This is a genomic window from Streptomyces mobaraensis NBRC 13819 = DSM 40847, from assembly GCF_017916255.1.
GTDB lineage: Bacteria > Actinomycetota > Actinomycetes > Streptomycetales > Streptomycetaceae > Streptomyces > Streptomyces mobaraensis.
In genome coordinates this window covers 2,082,103-2,100,710 of sequence record NZ_CP072827.1, presented here as the reverse complement: position 1 = coordinate 2,100,710, position 18,608 = coordinate 2,082,103, and the positions used below count along the sequence as shown (strand labels likewise).

Genomic DNA, 18,608 nt, shown 5'->3' with positions numbered 1-18,608 from the left:
CGTCCGGCGTTTGAGGACGCGCGCCGCAGGCGCGCTCGGGGGTGCGGGGGCTCGCCCCCGCAAGAAACGGTGAAAGGGTGGGACCGGGGCACCAGCCCGCCGCAGGCGCCCCCAGTCGCCTCCCGCCCCGAGGGAACCGTGATGACCACCCCCGCCGTCCGCGGCCCGCTCCGCGCCCACCCGACGGCCGCCGACGCGGTCGTGGCCGCGATCGTCCTCGCCCTGATGATCGGCACCGTCTTCGTCGGCCACCGGGTGGCGGCCCACCCCCTCTCCCCCCTCTTCGTCGCCTGCGCCGTCCTCGCCGCCGCGGCCCTCGCCGTCCGGCGCCGGGCGCCGCGCACGGTCCTGGTGGTGACGTCCGTCCTCACCGCGGTGGGTGCCGCGGACGCCGCGGACGGGGTGCCGCGCATCCAGGTCGCGCTGTCGGCGGTCGTGGCGCTCTACACCGTCGTCTCCCGCACCGAGCGCGCCGCGGCCCTCCGCATCGCCGCGGTGACGATCACCGCCCTCACCGGCGCGGTGATGCTGCTGGGCCCGCCGCCCTGGTACTCCCAGGAGAACGTGGGGATGCTCGCCTGGGCCGGCATGGCCGCCGCCGCGGGGGACGCGGTCCGCAGCAGGCGGGCCTACATCGCGGCGATCGAGGAGCGGGCGCTGCGCGCCGAGCGCTCCCGGGAGGAGGAGGCGCGCCGCCGGGTCGCCGAGGAGCGGCTGCGCATCGCCCGCGAGCTGCACGACGTCGTCGCCCACCACATCGCGTTGGTCAACGTCCAGGCCGGGGTGGCCTCGCACGTCATGGACAGCCGTCCGGACCAGGCGAAGCAGGCCCTGGCCCACGTCCGGGAGGCCAGCCGGTCCGCGCTGGACGAACTCCGGTCCACGGTCGGCCTGTTGCGCCAGTACGGCGACTCGGAGGCGCCCACCGAGCCGGCCCCCGGCATGGGCGCCTTCGACCAGCTCGTGGACGGTTTCACCCGGGCCGGACTGCGGGTGGCCGTCACCGTGACCGGCGCCCCGGCCGACGCGCCGGCGGCCGGCGACGAGGACCCCGCCGCGTCCGTCGCCGGCGCGCTGCCGGCCGCCGTGGACCTCACCGCGTACCGGGTCCTCCAGGAGGCGCTGACCAATGTGCACAAGCACGCCGGGCCCGGGGCCCGCGCCGAGGTCGTCATCCTGCGGGCCCCCGGGAGCCTGGTGCTCACCGTCCTGGACGACGGCCCCGAGGACGGGGTGCCGGGCGACGGCGGCACGGCCGGCGGCGGGCACGGGCTCGTCGGCATGCGGGAGCGGGTGACCGCGCTCGGCGGCACGATCGAGACCGGGCCCCGGCAGGGGACGGCCGGCTTCCGGGTCCGCGTCCGGCTGCCCGTCCCCAGCTGCGCCCGGCGCCTACGCTGACCCCCATGACGGACGAGTCCCCCATCAGCGTTCTCCTCGCCGACGACCAGGCCCTGCTGCGCAGCGCCTTCCGCGTGCTCGTCGACTCGGAACCCGGCATGCGCGTGGTCGGCGAGGCGGCGGACGGCGCCGAGGCGGTGCGCCTGGCCCGCGAGGTGCGCCCCGACGTGGTGCTCATGGACATCCGGATGCCCGGCGTCGACGGCCTCGCCGCCACCCGGGAGATCTGCTCGGACCCGACGCTCGACGGGGTACGCGTGGTGATGCTCACGACCTTCGAGGTCGACGAGTACGTGGTGCAGTCCCTGCACGCCGGCGCCTCCGGCTTCCTCGGCAAGGGCGCCGAGCCCGAGGAACTGCTCGCCGCCATCCGCATCGCCGCGGCGGGCGAGGCGCTGCTGTCGCCGACGGCGACGAAGGGGCTGATCGCCACGTTCCTCGCCCAGGGAGGCGGCTCCTACGGCGGGGGACCGGCCCGGCGGGGGGCGGAGGCGCTGGACGCGCTGACCGGGCGGGAGCGGGAGGTGCTGGTGCAGGTGGCCGGCGGGCTGTCGAACGACGAGATAGGGGAGCGGCTCGCTGTCAGCCCGCTGACGGTGAAGACGCACGTCAATCGGGCGATGGCGAAGTTGGGGGCGCGGGACCGGGCGCAGCTCGTGGTGATCGCTTACGAGACGGGGCTGGTGCGGCCCCGGGCGGAGTGAGCCCCGGCCCCCGCCCTTTCACCGTTTCTTGCGGGGGCTCCGCCCCCGCACCCCCGAAACCGCGCTCCGCGCGGTTGTCCTCAATCGCCGGACGGGCTGAAATCAGCCCGTCCGGCGCTTGAGGACGAGCGGCGAAGCCGCGAAAACCCGGAAGACCGCTGCCTACGGCAGCGCCAGCATCCGCTCCAGCGCCAGCTTCGAGAACGCCGCCACCTCCGGATCCACCTCGATCCGGTTCACGACCTTCCCCTCGGCGAGCGACTCCAGCGTCCACACCAGATGCGGCAGATCGATCCGGTTCATGGTCGAGCAGAAGCACACCGTCCGGTCCAGGAAGACGATCTCCTTGCCGTCCGCCGCGAAACGGTTCGCCAGCCGCCGTACGAGGTTGAGTTCCGTGCCGATGGCCCACTTCGACCCGGCCGGGGCGGCCTCCAGGGTCTTGATGATGTACTCCGTCGAGCCGACGTAGTCGGCGGCGGCCACGACCTCGTGCTTGCACTCGGGGTGGACGAGCACGTTGACGCCGGGTATGCGCTCGCGCACCTCGCGGACGGAGTCCAGCGAGAAGCGGCCGTGGACGGAGCAGTGGCCGCGCCAGAGGATCATCTTCGCGCCGCGCAGCTCCTCGGCGGTGAGGCCGCCGTTGGGCTTGTGCGGGTTGTAGAGGACGCAGTCGTCGAGGGACATGCCGAGGTCGCGGACGGCGGTGTTGCGGCCGAGGTGCTGGTCCGGGAGGAAGAGGACCTTCTCGCCCTGCTCGAACGCCCAGTTCAGTGCCCGCTCCGCGTTGGAGGAGGTGCAGATGGTGCCGCCGTGCTTGCCGGTGAACGCCTTGATGTCGGCGGAGGAGTTCATGTACGAGACGGGGACGGTGGTCTCGGCCACGCCCGCCTCGGTGAGCACGTCCCAGCACTCGGCGACCTGCTCGGCGGTGGCCATGTCGGCCATCGAGCAGCCGGCGGCCAGGTCCGGCAGGACGACCTGCTGGGCGTCGGTGGTGAGGATGTCCGCCGACTCGGCCATGAAGTGCACGCCGCAGAAGACGATGTACTCCGCGTCGGGCCGGGCCGCCGCGTCCCGGGCGAGCTTGAAGGAGTCGCCGGTGACGTCCGCGAACTCGATCACCTCGTCGCGCTGGTAGTGGTGGCCGAGGACGAAGACCCGGTCACCCAGCTTCGCCTTCGCGGCGCGCGCCCGCTCCACCAGGTCCGGGTCGGAGGGCGCGGGCAGGTCGCCGGGGCACTCCACGCCGCGCTCGCTGCGCGGGTCGGACTCGCGGCCGAGCAGCAGCAGGGCGAGGGGCGACGGGGCGGGGTCCTGGAAATCCAGGGACTGGGCGGTGGTCACGACACGCACCCTTTCTGTTCTGCGGACGACCGGACTGAGCTGCACCGGCCTTGTCGTCAATTTGACGCTATCTATCATAACTGCTTCGTGTCACTTTGACGATGCCCATTGCGTCGATGTGACGCATTCCCGGGCGCGCAGCGGATGTGCGAGCATGAAAGCCAGGAACACACGGCCGGACCCGGAATGAATCCCGGGCTCCGTCGGTTCAGCCGAGGGCAAGCAGTCCGCATAAAACCCGGGAGTGAAGCAGATGTCCGTTCAGGACGAGAAGACCACTGTGAGCGACGGCATCCTCCTGTCCGACGCCGCGGCAGCGAAGGTCAAGAGCCTGCTGGAGCAGGAAGGCCGGGACGACCTCGCGCTGCGCGTCGCCGTCCAGCCCGGCGGCTGCTCCGGCCTGCGCTACCAGCTCTTCTTCGACGAGCGCTCGCTCGACGGCGATGTCGTGAAGGACTTCGACGGCGTCAAGGTCGTCACCGACCGGATGAGCGCCCCGTACCTGGGCGGCGCCTCCATCGACTTCGTCGACACCATCGAGAAGCAGGGCTTCACGATCGACAACCCCAACGCCACGGGCTCCTGCGCCTGCGGCGACTCCTTCAGCTGACGGTCACCGGCACGGCGTACGGGCCGCATCGGCACCGCGCACGGGCCACCGGCACCGCGTACGGAAGGCGGGCACCCCTCGCGAAGGGGTGCCCGCCTTCCGCGTGTCCGGGCGGCGTCAGCCCCGCGGCACCGGCTCGCCCGTCACCACGTCCACCACCTTCCGCCCGTCCAGCGGCCGGTCCAGCGCCACCTTCCGGTCGAACCGCCGGGCCATCAGCACACACGGCCGCCCGGGCTCCCGCTCGACGCCCGTGACCTTCACCGTCACCGCCGCCGTCGACTGGGCCGATGCGGACGCCGCGTAGTCGCTGCACACCCCGCCCCAGAAGTGCAGGGTGAGCCGCGTCCCGTCGGCGCTGTACGACGTCACCTGGGCCGGGACCGCCCGCCCCGGCCCGCCGCCCGGGGCCGGCCGCGTGCCCCGCGCGGAGGTCAGGTACTTCGGGTCCACCGCCGGCTCGACGACCGTCACCGTCGCCTTCCCGCCGCCCGGCACCGCCGCCTCGAACAGCCACGACGGCACCAGCGCCGGACGGCCTCCCACCGACCGCGCGGCCAGCGCGAACGTGGCCCCGCGTATCGGCACCGAGGCGCGCGGCAGCGTCCCGCCCGCGCAGGGCGGGGAGCCCGGGCCCGAGGCGGCGGCCCCCGGGCTGCTCCCCGCGCCCTCGTCCGCCGGCACCGGTGTCGCACAGCCCCCGATCCGCACGCCGGCCTTCCCGGCCCGCCGGTTGAGCTCGTCGAGCGCCCGCGCGGCGCCGACCAGCGGATACTCCGCGCCCTTCACCGGCGTCACCACCGCGCCCGCGCCGTCCGTCACCCGGCCGTCCGCGCCGACCCGCAGAACCGTCTGCCGGCCGTACGTGGGCAGCCCGCCCAGCACGGGATCGGCCGCGACCGTGCGCACGGCGCCGAACACCCGGCTCGCGTCCACCTTCGCGTCGCCCAGTCCCAGGGCCGCGAGGACCGGCCGGGCCGCCGCCCGCGCCCGGTCCTCCGACACCGGCCGGGCCGCCGCCGGATCGGAACCGCCGGGCCGGTCATGGGAGTCCCGGAAGGACGGACAGGCGGGAGCGTCGTCCGAGCGGTCCTTCTCCGGCCCGGCGCCCGGCGGGTGGACGCACGGCTTCCCGCCGGGGATCCCGTGCAGCGCGTACGTCCAGTCGCCCGGCGCGTCCGCCCCCACCTGGAGCGTCGGCTCGGCCCCCGACCCGACGGTCCAGACGCCGTCCGCCTTCCGCGGCTCGCCCTTGACCCCCAGCGCCCGGGCCAGCGCCGCCACGTCGGCGGCGGTCGGCGCCCGGCCCGCCGTGTACACGGGGGCCCGGGCCGGGCCGTCGGGCAGCTTCCCCTCGACCCGGTAGCGGGTGCCGCCGCCGTTCGGGTCCGGCTCGCCCACCGCGATGCCCGGCGGCGGCCCGCTCGAACCGCCGGCGCCGGCGCCCCCGTCGTCGTCCAGCGCCAGCGGCGGCGGGGGGACCGCCCGCTCCTCCGCGGCCGGCCCGGACGAACCGCCGCCCGCCGTCGCCGCCCAGTACGCGCCGCCGCCACCGGCCAGCAGCACGGCCGCCGCGACCGACGCGACCACCGGCGGCGAGTACTTCCGCCGCCGCTTGCCGGAGGTGTCGCCCTCGGTGCCCACCGCATCGCTCCTTCGCTCCGCTCCACCGGTGTCCCGGTCCCCGCCCCGGCCGGGGTGAGGCGCCGGTGGGACGGAGCGGGGGAGCGGGCGGTTCCACGGCGGGGCCGGGCGGCGTGGTGGGCTCAGTCGCCGTACTCGGACATACCGCGCAGCAGCCGCACCGTCCGCTCCGGCACCGACACCCCGTGCGGCGGCCGCGCCGCGGGCGCCTCGCCGGGGACGTCGTCGGGCGCCGGGACCCGCCAGTGCGGCAGCATCCCGGCGCAGTCCCGGCGCAGCGCGGCGAGGGTGTCACCGTCGGCGGCGGTCTCCGCGCCGGGCGGAACGGCCGGGGTGACGTGCTTCACATGAGTCGCCATACCGGCACCGTACTGACCGTCACGGCCACGGAGAAAGGCCGGTCATCAGGTAAATTCAGCCGCTCGTGGCGAGATCGGGACTGGCGTCCCGAGCGGGAGCCGATAGCGTGGTACGGCCTTTTACTGTTCGACCCGCTTTCTCCCGTAGCGCCATCGCCCTTCACCACCTCGCCCCGCAAGGAGCAGATTCGCCGTGCGTATCGCTGTCACCGGCTCCATCGCCACCGACCACCTGATGACGTTCCCCGGCCGATTCGCCGACCAGCTCGTGGCGGACCAGCTGCACACGGTCTCCCTGTCCTTCCTCGTCGACGAACTCGACGTCCGCCGCGGCGGCGTCGCCCCCAACATCTGCTTCGGCATGGGCGTCCTGGGCCTGCGCCCCATCCTCGTCGGCGCGGCGGGCGAGGACTTCGCCGACTACCGCGCCTGGCTGGACCGGCACGGCGTCGACACGGAGTCGGTGCACATCTCCGAGGTCCTGCACACCGCGCGTTTCGTCTGCACCACGGACACCGACCACAACCAGATCGCGTCCTTCTACACCGGCGCCATGAGCGAGGCCCGCCTCATCGAGCTCCAGCCGGTCGCCGACCGCGTCGGCGGCCTCGACCTGGTGCTGATCGGCGCCGACGACCCCGAGGCGATGCTCCGCCACACGGAGGAGTGCCGCACCCGCGGCATCCCCTTCGCCGCCGACCCCTCCCAGCAGCTCGCCCGCATGGACGGCGACGACATCCGGCAGCTCGTCGAGGGCGCCACGTACCTGTTCACCAACGAGTACGAGAAGGCCCTGATCGAGTCCAAGACCGGCTGGACCGGCGACGAGATCCTCGCCAAGGTCGGCACCCGCGTCACCACCCTCGGCTCCCGCGGGGTGCGCATCGAGCGGATCGGCGAGCCGACGATCGAGGTCGGCTGCGCGGAGGAGCAGGCGAAGGTCGACCCGACGGGCGTCGGCGACGCGTTCCGCGCGGGCTTCCTCGCGGGGCTGACCTGGGAGCTCTCCCTTGAGCGGTCCGCTCAGCTCGGCTGCATGCTGGCCACGCTCGTGATCGAGACGCTGGGTACTCAGGAGTACGAGCTGCGGCGGGGGCACTTCATGGAGCGGTTCGCGAAGGCTTACGGCCACGAGGCCGCTGCGGAGGTCCAGGCGCGCCTGGCCGGCTGACCCCTGCGGGGGCTGTGCCCCGGTCCCTCCCCCAGAGGGGGCACCCCCATTTCACCGTTTCTTGCAGGGGCTGCGCCCCCGCGCCCCCGAAACCGCGCTCCGCGCGGTTGTCCTCAAACGCCGGACGGGCTGAAATCAGCCCGTTGGGGGTGCCCCCTCTGGGGGAGTTTGAGGACGAGCGGCGGAGCCGCGAAGGGGGGCTGGGGCGCAGCCCCAGGAAACGGTGAAAGGGCGGGACCGGGGCACACCCCCCTACGAAACCCGCCGCACCGTATACCCCACCCCACCCTCCACCACCCGTTCCCCCACATACTCCTGCCCCCGCATATCGCACCACGCAGGAACATCCAGCCGCGCGGCCTCGTCATCCGACAGCACGGTCACCAACCCCCCGACCGGCACCCGGTCGAACACCTTCGCCAGCTCGATCACGGGGATCGGACACCGCTTCCCGAGCGCGTCCACGACGACCTCCGCCTCCCCGGCAGCGGGGGCCGGTGCTACCGGAGGCGCCCCGAGGTGTCGTCGGACCCCGTCCACCACCCCGGGCAATACCTCCAGGAACCGCTCGACGTCAGTCGCGAGAGCACCCCGCGGCAGCGAAACCCGCACATTCCCTTCCGACAGCACCCCCATCGCCCGCAGCACATGGCTCGGTTCCAGCGTGCTGGACGTGCAGGAGGAGCCGGAGGAGACGGAGAAGCCCTCGCGGTCGAGGGCGTGGAGGAGGGCCTCGCCGTCGACGTAGAGGCAGGAGAAGGTGACGATGTGCGGCAGGCGCCGGGCGGGGTGGCCGACGACCTCCACGTCGGGGACCAGGGCGGGGACGCGGGCGCGGACGCGGTCGACGAGGGCGCGCAGCCGGGCCGCCTCCGCGTCGGCCTCCGCCCGTACCGCCCGCAGCGAGGCCGCCGCCGCGACGATCGCGGGCAGGTCGGGGAAGCCGGGCGCGCGGCCCCCCTCCCGTTCGTCCACCGGGCCGCGCGGCGAGAAGCGCGTGCCCTTGCGGACGGCCAGCAAGCCGACGCCCGCCGGGCCGCCCCACTTGTGCGCGCTGGCCGTGAGGAGCGACCAGCCCTCCGGGACCGGCCCCCAGCCGAGCGACTGCGCCGCGTCCACCAGCAGCGGCACCCCCGCGGCCCGGCACACCGCCGCGACCTCGGCCAGCGGCTGCTCCGTGCCGGTCTCGTGGTTGGCCGACTGGAGGGCGGCCAGCGCGGTGTCGGGGCGCAGCGCCGCCGCGTACTCGGCGGGGTCGACGAGACCGGTCCGGTCCACACCCACCCGGGTGACGCTCCCGCCGTCCGCCTCCAGGGCGTCGGCCGCGTGGAGGACGGCGGAGTGCTCGACCGAGGACACCACCAGATGGCGGCCGGTCCGGCGGCGGCCGCCGAGCGCGCCGGCGATGCCGTCGTGCAGCGCGCGGGTACCCGAAGGGGTGAAGGAAAGTTCGTCCGGGCGGCAGCCGACCGCCTCGGCCGCGGTCTCCCGGGCCGCGTCGAGCAGCAACCGGGCCCGCCGGCCCTCCCGGTGGAGCCGGGCGGGGTCGGCCCAGCCCTCGTCGAGGGCGGCGAGCAGCGCCTGACGGGCGACGGGGTGCGGGGGAGCGGCGGAGGCGGCGTCGAAGTAGGGCACGTCACCGAACCTAGCGCGCGCCGCGCCCCCGCGCGGGCCTGGGCTGACGGCCTCCCAGATCCCGCCCGGAGCCGGTGGTTCCATCCCTTCGGTGAGTTGTGGACCGGCCCCCCGGCGCGTTGGGCACCCTCCCCGCGCGACCCCAAATAGCGTCCAGTAGGGTTTGGTCCGCATAAACATCCAAACCCTGCCCGCAGCGGGCCGGCGACCGACCGAGACGGCCGCAGCCGGCCGCGCGGGCGAGACTCTCGGGAAGGCGCTACGTGAGTCCCAACGGCTCCGACCGCTCGTCGCGGCGCCCGGTGCGGCGGAAGCTGCTGCAGGCGCTGGCCGCGGGCGCTGTTCTGGCGACCGCCACCGGTTGCACATCGAAGGACTTTCCCCGCCTCGGAATGCCCACTCCCGTCACGGAGGAGGCGCCGCGGATCCTCTCCCTGTGGCAGGGCTCGTGGGCCGCGGCCCTCGCGGTCGGTGTCCTGGTGTGGGGCCTGATCCTCTGGAGCGTCATCTTCCACCGGCGCAGCCGGAGCAAGATCGAGGTTCCTACCCAGACCCGGTACAACATGCCTCTCGAGGCGCTGTACACCGTGGTCCCGATCCTCATCGTCTCGGTGCTCTTCTACTTCACGGCCCGTGACGAGAACAAGCTCATCGCCAACCCCGACAAGCCGAAGCACGTCGTGAACGTGATCGGCTTCCAGTGGAACTGGGCCTTCAACTACATGGAGACCGCCCAGGGCCAGAAGCCGGGCAAGGCGCTGCGCGACATCAAGGAGCTCGACGCCATCCCCGACCGGTTCCTGAAGAAGGCCCCGGCGGACGCGGCGGGCGTCTACGACACCGGCATCCCGGGCACGCGGAACCCGCAGAACGGCATGCCCGGCCCCACGCTGTGGCTGCCCAAGGGGGAGACGGTCGAGTTCGTCCTCACCTCCCGCGACGTCAACCACTCCTTCTGGGTGCTGCCGTTCCTGATGAAGCAGGACGTCATCCCGGGCCACACCAACAGCTTCACGGTGACCCCCAACCGGGAGGGCACCTTCCGGGGCAAGTGCGCCGAGCTCTGTGGGCAGGACCACTCGCGGATGCTCTTCAACGTCAAGGTCGTCTCTCCTGAGCGGTACCAGAAGCACCTCAAGGAGCTGGCCGAGAAGGGTCAGACCGGCTACCTGCCGGCGGGCATCGCGCAGACGGATCACGCGAAGAACGCGGAGACCAAGAACAAGTGAGCATCCTCAACGAACCCCAGGGTGCCGCCGCATCAGCCCCGGCAGCACCGCCTGTTCGCGCCAAGGCGCCAGGCAACCAGGTGATCAAGTGGCTGACCACCACCGACCACAAGACGATCGGGACCCTGTACCTGGTCACGTCGTTCGTGTTCTTCTGCATCGGCGGCGTCATGGCGCTGCTGATGCGCGCCGAACTCGCTCGCCCCGGCACGCAGATCATGTCGAACGAGCAGTTCAACCAGGCGTTCACGATGCACGGCACGATCATGCTGCTGATGTTCGCGACGCCGCTGTTCGCCGGCTTCGCGAACTGGATCATGCCGCTCCAGATCGGCGCGCCCGACGTGGCGTTCCCGCGACTGAACATGTTCGCCTACTGGCTGTACCTGTTCGGCTCGCTGATCGCCGTGGCCGGCTTCCTCACCCCGCAGGGTGCGGCCGACTTCGGCTGGTTCGCCTACGCGCCGCTGACCGACGCCGCCCACTCCCCGGGTGTCGGCGGTGACCTGTGGATCATGGGTCTGGCCTTCTCCGGCTTCGGTACGATCCTCGGCTCGGTCAACTTCATCACCACCATCATCTGCATGCGCGCGCCCGGCATGACGATGTTCCGTATGCCGATCTTCACCTGGAACGTCCTGCTGACCGGTGTCCTGGTCCTGCTGGCCTTCCCGGTGCTGGCCGCCGCGCTCTTCGCGCTGGAGGCGGACCGCAAGTTCGGGGCCCACATCTTCGACGCGGCCAACGGCGGCGCCCTGCTGTGGCAGCACCTCTTCTGGTTCTTCGGCCACCCCGAGGTCTACATCATCGCCCTGCCGTTCTTCGGCATCATCTCCGAGGTCATCCCGGTCTTCTCCCGCAAGCCGATGTTCGGTTACTGGGGTCTGATCGCGGCCACCATCTCCATCGCCGGCCTCTCGGTGACGGTGTGGGCGCACCACATGTACGTGACCGGCGGTGTGCTGCTGCCGTTCTTCTCCTTCATGACCTTCCTGATCGCGGTCCCGACCGGTGTGAAGTTCTTCAACTGGATCGGCACCATGTGGAAGGGCTCGCTGTCCTTCGAGACCCCGATGCTCTGGGCGATCGGCTTCCTGATCACCTTCACCTTCGGTGGTCTGACCGGCGTCATCCTGGCCTCGCCGCCGATGGACTTCCACGTCTCCGACTCGTACTTCGTCGTCGCGCACTTCCACTACGTCATCTTCGGCACCGTGGTGTTCGCGATGTTCGCCGGATTCCACTTCTGGTGGCCGAAGTTCACCGGCAAGATGCTGGACGAGCGGCTCGGCAAGATCACCTTCTGGACGCTGTTCGTGGGCTTCCACGGCACGTTCCTCGTCCAGCACTGGCTGGGCGCGGAGGGCATGCCCCGCCGGTACGCCGACTACCTGGCGGCCGACGGCTGGACCACGCTGAACACCATCTCCACCATCAGCTCGTTCCTGCTCGGCCTGTCGATCCTGCCGTTCTTCTACAACGTCTGGAAGACCGCCAAGTACGGCAAGAAGGTCGAGGTCGACGACCCGTGGGGCTACGGCCGCTCGCTGGAGTGGGCGACCTCCTGCCCGCCGCCGCGGCACAACTTCCTCACGCTGCCGCGCATCCGCTCCGAATCCCCGGCGTTCGACCTGCACCACCCGGAGATCGCGGCGCTGGAGCTCGAGGAGAACCTCGCTGACAAGGCCCTCGTGGGTGGCAAGGAGGCCGGCAAGTGAAGATCCAAGGCCGGATGTTCATCTGGCTCTCCGTCTTCATCCTGGCCATGGCCGTCGTCTACGGCGTGTGGTCGAAGGAGCCGGCGGGCACGACCGCGCTGTTCCTCGCCTTCGGCCTGTGCATCATGGTCGGCTACTACCTGGCGTTCACCGCGCGCCGGGTGGACGCCGGGGCGCAGGACAACAAGAACGCGGACGTCGCGGACGACGCCGGTGAGCTGGGCTTCTTCGCCCCGCACAGCTGGCAGCCGCTGTCCCTGGCGGTCGGTGGCGCCCTCGCCTTCGCGTCCATCGCGATCGGCTGGTGGCTGATGTACTTCTCCGCCCCCCTGATCGCGGTCGGCCTCTTCGGCTGGGTGTTCGAGTTCTACCGCGGCGAGAACCAGAACCAGTAGGTTCCCCGTCGCACGGGCCGGGCCCCGCACACCACTCGGTGTGCGGGGCCCGGCCTTCGGCGTCTCAGCCCACCCGTTTGCCCCTCCCCGGGGGCCGAAGGAGGCGATTCTTCCTACGGTGTGACCATGAGCCACTCTCCTCGACGCCGCACGGTGCTCGGCGGCGCGCTGCTGCTGGTCCCCCTGGCGCTGGGGATCGCCGGGTGCAGCTCGTCCAACCCGCTGGCCGACGCGCCCTACGACGCCGCCGGCCAGGTCGTGCTGAAGGGCGCCGAGGACGGCCGCAAGGTCGACCCGAGCGTGCCCCTCGAAGTGACGGCCACCGGCGACGACCGCATCACCGACGTCATCGCCACCGACGCCGCGGGCCGCTACGTGGGCGGCGAACTGGCCCCCGACGGCTCGCACTGGCGCAGCACCGGCTCCCTCGCGGCCGGCGCGCACTACACGGTCCGGGTGAGCACCGAGGACGAGGACGGGGCCCAGGGCCGCCGTACGATCGGTTTCGACACCGGCCCGGCCACCCGGCTGCTGACGGTCACGTTCGGCCCCAAGACCGGCACCTACGGCGTCGGACAGCCCATCACCGCCGAACTCAGCACCCCCGTCCAGACCCCCGCCGCGCGGGCCGTCGTCGAACGCACCCTGCGGGTGGACTCGCGCCCCGCCGTCCAGGGCTCCTGGTACTGGGTGAACAACCGGGTGCTGCACTACCGCCCCAAGGACTACTGGCCCGCCCACGCGTCCATCGACGTCCACGCCACCCTCGACGGCATCAAGGTCGGCGGCGGCATGTACGGCGGCCCGTCCAAGCCGCTGCACCTCGACACGGGCGACCGGGTGGAGGCCGTCACCGACGCCGCCGGGCACTACATGACCGTCCTGAAGAACGGCCAGGAGATCCGCTCCATCCCGGTCACCACCGGCAAGCCCGGCTACGACACCCGCAACGGGGTCAAGGTGATCCTCGGCCAGGAATCATTCGTACGGATGCGCGGGGACACCATCGGCATCGCCGAGGGCAGTGCCGACTCCTACGACCTGCCCGTCTACTGGGCCACCCGGGTGACCTGGAGCGGCGAATACGTGCACGCCGCGCCCTGGTCCGTCGGCTCGCAGGGCGCCGACAACGTCAGCCACGGCTGCACCGGCATGTCCACCGAGAACGCCAAATGGTTCTTCGACACCGTCCGGGTGGGGGACATCGTCAAGGTCGTCGGCAGCGCGGGCGCCACCATGACGCCCTTCGACAACGGCTTCGGCGACTGGAACCTCTCGTGGGAGGACTGGCGCAAGGGCAGCGCCCTGGCCGCCGGGACGCGCGAGGGGGCCACCCCGGCCGACGCGGCCCGGCTGCGGCCCCGCGTCTGACTCAGGCGTCCGCGGTGGCGTGCGCCCCCGCCCGGTCGCGCAGCAGCCCGGCCAGCGCGGCGGCGAAGGCCACCGGGTCCACCGGGTGCGTCACCGCCGCGTCCGCCCGGCTCCAGGTGGCCAGCCAGGCGTCCTGCGGGCGGCCCATCAGCAGCAGCACCGGCGGGCACCGGAACACCTCGTCCTTCAGCTGCCGGCAGACGCCCATCCCGCCCGCGGGGGCCGTCTCGCCGTCCAGGACGCAGACGTCCACGCGGTGTTCCGCCAGCGTCCGCAGCACGGCCGGGAGGGTGGCGCACTCCAGGTACTCCACCGGCGGCAGGTCCGCCGCCGGGCGCCGGCCGCCGGCCAGCCGCACCTGTTCGCGGGTGCGCGCGTCGTCGCTGTAGACCAGCACCGTGGCCGTCGGCTGCATCGTTACCTCCACGCTCATGACATCGGGTGTCTCGGGCACAGCTGTGGAACGAGGGGACCGCTGGCGCGGATGCTACTCCGCGGGAGGGGCCGCCGAGGAGGGCGCGATCACCGCGGTGACCGCCGACCCCGCTCCGCACCGGCGCCGACGGCCCGTCACCACCGGCCCGGGAGCCCCGCGGAAGCCCTGCGGAAGGACTCCTTCCCCCCTTCGGGGGACGACTCGGCGCTTGTCGGGTGACTGTCGGATTCGGCCGTACGAGCAGGGCACACGTCCTTGACACACCGAACGGCACCCCCCGGAGTGAGCGCGAGATAAGCGACCGACATAATGTCGGTCGTGGCGACAGCAACAGCAGTAGATACCGGGCACGCGCACCCCTCGGTCAACCGACCGAACCTCACCAGCGTCGGAACCATCATCTGGCTGAGTTCCGAGCTGATGTTCTTCGCGGCCCTCTTCGCGATGTACTTCACCCTGCGTTCGGTGACCGGCACCGACCACTGGTCGGACATGGCGTCGCATCTGAACGTCCCGTTCTCGGCGGGGAACACCACGATCCTGGTGCTCTCCTCGCTCACGTGTCAGCTCGGCGTGTTCGCGGCCGAGCGCGGTGACGTGAAGAAGCTGCGCACCTGGTTCGTGATCACCTTCGTGATGGGTGCCATCTTCATCGGTGGCCAGATCTTCGAGTACACCGACCTGGTCAAGGAGGCGGGCCTCTCGCTGTCTTCCGACGCGTACGGCTCGGCCTTCTACCTGACGACCGGCTTCCACGGCCTGCACGTGACGGGCGGACTCATCGCCTTCCTGCTGGTCCTGGGCAGGACGTACGCGGCCAAGAGGTTCACCCACCACCAGGCGACGGCGGCCATCGTCGTCTCCTACTACTGGCACTTCGTCGACGTGGTGTGGATCGGCCTCTTCGCCACGATCTACTTGATCAAGTAATCGGTCCCGTCCCGCACCGGACCAACAGTCCAGCATCGACGCAGAAGATCCTGACACCGGGGTAATCCGTGAAAAAGCTCTCCGCACGACGACGCCATCCGCTGGCGGCGGTCGTCGTCCTACTCTTCGCGCTGGCGGTCACCGGGGGGCTGTACGCCGCTTTCGCGCCGGCCGAGTCGGCCAAGGCCGATGACACCGCCCAGTCCCTGGCCATCGAGGAGGGCAAGAAGCTCTACTCCGTCGGCTGTGCCAGCTGCCACGGCACCGGCGCTCAGGGCACCTCCGACGGGCCGAGCCTGGTCGGCGTGGGTTCCGCGGCCGTGGACTTCCAGGTCCGCACCGGTCGTATGCCGATGCAGCAGCAGGGCGCCCAGGCGCCCCGCAAGAAGCCGGTGTACACGCAGGCGCAGACCGACCAGCTCGCCGCGTACATCGCCTCGCTCGGCGCGGGTCCGTCGGTTCCCTCGAAGGACCAGTACAGCCCCGACGGCGGCGACATCGCCAAGGGCGGCGAACTGTTCCGTACGAACTGCGCCCAGTGCCACAACTTCACGGGCAAGGGCGGCGCGCTGTCGAACGGCAAGTTCGCGCCCAGCCTGGAGGACGTCGACCCCAAGCACATCTACGAGGCCATGCAGACCGGCCCGCAGAACATGCCGTCCTTCCCCGACACCACGATGTCCCAGAAGAACAAGAAGGACATCATCGCGTACCTCGACGAGGTCAACACCAGCAAGTCGGAGAGCCCGGGCGGCCTCAACCTGGGCGGGCTCGGCCCGGTCAGTGAGGGTCTGTTCGGGTGGATCTTCGGCCTCGGCGCGCTGATCGCCCTCGCCATCTGGGTCGCCGCCCGGACCGCAAAGGCCAAGAAGTCATGAGTAGCCAAGACATTCCAGAAGAGACCCTGCCGAGCAAGCAGGGCGACACGCGCGAGGGCGCGGTGACGGTCAAGGGCGACCCCTTCGCCGACCCGGGCCTGCCGCCGCACGAGCACCGCGTACAGGACATCGACGAGCGGGCCGCCAAGCGCTCCGAGCGCGCCGTGGCGTTCATGTTCACGCTGTCCATGCTGGCCACGGTCGGTTTCATCGCCGCCTACCTGGCCATCCCGATCGACAAGAACATCTATGTGTTCCCGCTCGGTCACATCAGCGCCATGAACTTCACGCTGGGTCTCACCCTCGGCGTGGCCCTGTTCTGCATCGGCGCGGGCGCGGTCCACTGGGCCCGCACCCTGATGTCCGACGAGGAGCGCATCGACGAGCGCCACCCGATCGAGGCGTCCCCCGAGGTCAAGGCCAAGGTCATGGCCGACTTCGCCGAGGGTGCCAAAGAGTCGGCGATGGGCCGCCGTCCGCTGATCCGCAACACGATGTTCGGCGCCCTGGCGCTGATGCCGCTCTCCGCCCTCTTCCTCTTCGGCGGCCTGGGCCCCAAGCCGGGCACCAAGCTCCGCAAGTCCAAGTGGGCGGCCGGCAAGCTGCTGGTCAACCAGAACACGATGCAGCCCCTGCGTCCCGAGGACGTCCAGGTCGGCTCCCTCACCTTCGCCATGCCGCAGGGCATGTCGGAGGAGGACCACGACTTCCAGGTCCAGATCGCCAAGGCGGCCCTGATGATCGTCCGGCTCCGCCCGGAGGACATCAAGGACAAGAAGGAACTGGACTGGTCGGTCGACGGCATCGTCGCGTTCTCCAAGATCTGCACGCACGTGGGCTGCCCGATCAGCCTCTACGAGCAGCAGACCCACCACGTGCTCTGCCCGTGCCACCAGTCCACCTTCGACCTCTCCGACGGCGGTCGCGTGGTCTTCGGTCCGGCCGGGCACGCCCTTCCGCAGCTGCGGATCAAGGTCAATGACAAGGGCTACCTCGAGGCGATGGGCGACTTCGCCGAGCCCGTCGGTCCTGCCTTCTGGGAGCGCGGATGAGTACTGCAGAGACGAACGCGGCCGGCAAGCCCGGCCGCAAGGCACCCGCGGGTGAGCGGGTCGCCGACTGGGCCGACGGCCGGCTGGGCATCTACAGCCTGGCCAAGGCCAACATGCGGAAGATCTTCCCGGACCACTGGTCCTTCATGCTGGGCGAGGTCTGCCTCTACAGCTTCCTGATCATCATCCTCACGGGTGTGTATCTGACGCTGTTCTTCCACCCGAGCATGAACGAGGTCGTCTACCACGGCTCCTACGTCCCGCTCCAGGGACAGCGGATGTCCGAGGCGTTCTCCTCGACGCTGCACATCAGCTTCGACGTCCGCGGTGGTCTGCTCATCCGGCAGATCCACCACTGGGCCGCGCTGATCTTCCTCGCCGGCATGTTCGTGCACATGATGCGCGTGTTCTTCACGGGTGCGTTCCGCAAGCCGCGTGAGATCAACTGGATGTTCGGCTTCCTGCTGTTCTTCCTCGGCATGTTCACCGGTTTCACCGGCTACTCGCTGCCGGACGACCTGCTCTCCGGCACCGGTGTGCGCTTCGTGGACGGCGCGATCCTGTCCGTCCCGGTCATCGGCACCTACCTGTCGATGTTCGTGTTCGGCGGGGAGTTCCCCGGCGGGGACTTCGTGGCCCGGTTCTACTCGGTCCACATCCTGCTGCTGCCGGGCATCATGCTCGGTCTCGTGGTGGCCCACCTGATCCTGGTCATCTACCACAAGCACACCCAGTACCCGGGTCCGGGCCGCACCGAGAAGAACGTCGTCGGCATGCCGCTGCTGCCGGTCTACATGGCCAAGGCGGGAGGCTTCTTCTTCCTCGTCTTCGGTGCCATCGCGGCCATCGCGGCGATCGCCACGATCAACCCCATCTGGGAGATCGGCCCCTACCGGCCGGACCAGGTGTCCACCGGCGCCCAGCCCGACTGGTACATGGGCTTCGCCGAGGGTCTGATCCGCGTCATGCCGGGCTGGGAGATCAACATCTGGGGCCACACCCTGGTCCTGGGCGTGTTCATTCCGCTGGTCATCTTCCCGCTGGTGCTCTTCGCCATCGCCTTCTGGCCGTTCCTGGAGGCCTGGGCGACCGGCGACAAGCGGGAGCACCACCTGCTGGACCGTCCGCGCAACGCTCCGACGCGCACCGCCTTCGGCGTCGCCTGGATCGCCGCGTACTTCGTGATGCTGGTCGGCGGTGGAAACGACCTGTGGGCCACCCACTTCCACCTGTCGCTCAACGCGATCACCTGGTTCGTCCGCATCGGCTTCTTCGTGGTTCCGGTGCTGTCGTTCATCGCCACCCGCCGGATCTGCATGGGTCTCCAGCGGCGCGACCGGGAGAAGGTCCTGCACGGCCGCGAGTCCGGCATCATCAAGCGCCTGCCGCACGGTGAGTTCGTGGAGGTCCACGAGCCGCTCACGCAGGAGCAGCTGCACACGCTCACCGCGCACGAGCAGCCGAAGCCGCTGGAGCTGGAGCCCGAGGTCGACAAGAACGGCGTCGCGCGCAAGGCGTCCATGGGCCAGAAGATGAAGGTCCGGCTCTCCAAGAGCATGTACGGGGAGGACAAGTTCGTCCCCAAGGCCACGGCGGAGGAGTACCAGGAGATCACGAGCGGCCACGGCCACCACTGATCCCCTGATCACCGGATACTGATCACAGCTGATCGCCACGGCAGGAGCCCCGTCCACGGCATGGACGGGGCTCTTCGCCGTCCCGGGA

The 18,608-nt window shown here is 71.1% G+C and carries 17 protein-coding genes; 12 read left to right on the top strand and 5 right to left on the bottom strand.

The window, feature by feature from the left end; all coding sequences use genetic code 11:
- Positions 1–141 precede the first annotated feature (141 nt).
- Both J7W19_RS08590 and J7W19_RS08585 read left to right on the top strand, forming a co-directional pair.
- Positions 142–1,401 carry a sensor histidine kinase gene (locus J7W19_RS08590; protein WP_004946553.1) on the top strand — a complete coding sequence of 420 codons (1,260 nt, stop codon included), beginning with the start codon at positions 142–144 and terminating at the stop codon, positions 1,399–1,401.
- A 5-nt stretch (positions 1,402–1,406) separates the two neighbouring features.
- The gene (locus tag J7W19_RS08585) at positions 1,407–2,105 is read left to right on the top strand and encodes a response regulator (RefSeq protein ID WP_004946551.1); all 699 of its coding nucleotides are present in this window, start codon (positions 1,407–1,409) and stop codon (positions 2,103–2,105) included.
- 162 nt (positions 2,106–2,267) lie between these two features.
- On the opposite strand, the gene nadA is transcribed toward J7W19_RS08585, so the two are convergent.
- Positions 2,268–3,455 (bottom strand): quinolinate synthase NadA, encoded by a 1,188-nt coding sequence (gene nadA, locus J7W19_RS08580; protein ID WP_004946549.1) that lies wholly within the window; start codon positions 3,453–3,455, stop codon positions 2,268–2,270.
- A gap of 253 nt (positions 3,456–3,708) precedes the next feature.
- Between nadA and erpA the strand changes: the two genes are divergently transcribed.
- Positions 3,709–4,065, top strand: a complete 357-nt coding sequence (erpA, locus tag J7W19_RS08575; protein ID WP_004946545.1) for an iron-sulfur cluster insertion protein ErpA — start codon at positions 3,709–3,711, stop codon at positions 4,063–4,065.
- A gap of 117 nt (positions 4,066–4,182) precedes the next feature.
- Here erpA and J7W19_RS08570 read toward each other — a convergent pair whose 3' ends face one another.
- Positions 4,183–5,709 (bottom strand): hypothetical protein, encoded by a 1,527-nt coding sequence (locus J7W19_RS08570; RefSeq protein WP_004946542.1) that lies wholly within the window; start codon positions 5,707–5,709, stop codon positions 4,183–4,185.
- 122 nt (positions 5,710–5,831) lie between these two features.
- Complete coding sequence (locus J7W19_RS08565; protein ID WP_152264358.1) at positions 5,832–6,068, bottom strand: hypothetical protein; 237 nt, start codon at positions 6,066–6,068, stop codon at positions 5,832–5,834.
- 193 nt (positions 6,069–6,261) lie between these two features.
- Here J7W19_RS08565 and J7W19_RS08560 point away from each other — a divergent pair, with 193 nt between their 5' ends.
- Positions 6,262–7,239: a carbohydrate kinase family protein gene (locus J7W19_RS08560; protein WP_004954097.1), complete on the top strand. Its 978-nt coding sequence runs from the start codon at positions 6,262–6,264 to the stop codon at positions 7,237–7,239.
- A gap of 252 nt (positions 7,240–7,491) precedes the next feature.
- Here J7W19_RS08560 and J7W19_RS08555 read toward each other — a convergent pair whose 3' ends face one another.
- Complete coding sequence (locus tag J7W19_RS08555) at positions 7,492–8,874, bottom strand: cysteine desulfurase/sulfurtransferase TusA family protein (RefSeq protein WP_004954094.1); 1,383 nt, start codon at positions 8,872–8,874, stop codon at positions 7,492–7,494.
- Positions 8,875–9,137: 263 nt separating this feature from the next.
- Here J7W19_RS08555 and ctaC point away from each other — a divergent pair, with 263 nt between their 5' ends.
- The 4 genes from ctaC (at position 9,138) to J7W19_RS08535 (ending at position 13,587) form a co-directional block, all read left to right on the top strand.
- Positions 9,138–10,103: an aa3-type cytochrome oxidase subunit II gene (gene ctaC, locus J7W19_RS08550; protein WP_004954092.1), complete on the top strand. Its 966-nt coding sequence runs from the start codon at positions 9,138–9,140 to the stop codon at positions 10,101–10,103.
- Positions 10,100–11,821: an aa3-type cytochrome oxidase subunit I gene (gene ctaD, locus J7W19_RS08545; protein WP_004954090.1), complete on the top strand. Its 1,722-nt coding sequence runs from the start codon at positions 10,100–10,102 to the stop codon at positions 11,819–11,821. The genes ctaC and ctaD overlap by 4 nt, the downstream gene beginning before the upstream one ends.
- A complete protein-coding gene (locus tag J7W19_RS08540; RefSeq protein ID WP_004954088.1) occupies positions 11,818–12,216 on the top strand; it encodes a cytochrome c oxidase subunit 4 in 399 nt (132 codons plus the stop codon). The genes ctaD and J7W19_RS08540 overlap by 4 nt, the downstream gene beginning before the upstream one ends.
- Positions 12,217–12,342: 126 nt before the next feature.
- Complete coding sequence (locus J7W19_RS08535; protein WP_040892442.1) at positions 12,343–13,587, top strand: L,D-transpeptidase; 1,245 nt, start codon at positions 12,343–12,345, stop codon at positions 13,585–13,587.
- 1 nt (position 13,588) lies between these two features.
- On the opposite strand, the gene J7W19_RS08530 is transcribed toward J7W19_RS08535, so the two are convergent.
- A complete protein-coding gene (locus J7W19_RS08530) occupies positions 13,589–14,002 on the bottom strand; it encodes a hypothetical protein (RefSeq protein WP_004954085.1) in 414 nt (137 codons plus the stop codon).
- Positions 14,003–14,332: 330 nt separating this feature from the next.
- Between J7W19_RS08530 and ctaE the strand changes: the two genes are divergently transcribed.
- From ctaE to qcrB, 4 genes are all read left to right on the top strand, one after another.
- A complete protein-coding gene (gene ctaE / locus J7W19_RS08525) occupies positions 14,333–14,953 on the top strand; it encodes an aa3-type cytochrome oxidase subunit III (protein ID WP_004954082.1) in 621 nt (206 codons plus the stop codon).
- A 68-nt stretch (positions 14,954–15,021) separates the two neighbouring features.
- Positions 15,022–15,831 (top strand): cytochrome bc1 complex diheme cytochrome c subunit, encoded by an 810-nt coding sequence (qcrC, locus tag J7W19_RS08520; protein ID WP_004954080.1) that lies wholly within the window; start codon positions 15,022–15,024, stop codon positions 15,829–15,831.
- A complete protein-coding gene (gene qcrA, locus J7W19_RS08515; protein WP_040892440.1) occupies positions 15,828–16,883 on the top strand; it encodes a cytochrome bc1 complex Rieske iron-sulfur subunit in 1,056 nt (351 codons plus the stop codon). The genes qcrC and qcrA overlap by 4 nt, the downstream gene beginning before the upstream one ends.
- Positions 16,880–18,520 (top strand): cytochrome bc1 complex cytochrome b subunit, encoded by a 1,641-nt coding sequence (qcrB, locus tag J7W19_RS08510; RefSeq protein ID WP_004954076.1) that lies wholly within the window; start codon positions 16,880–16,882, stop codon positions 18,518–18,520. The genes qcrA and qcrB overlap by 4 nt, the downstream gene beginning before the upstream one ends.
- Positions 18,521–18,608: the final 88 nt, after the last annotated feature.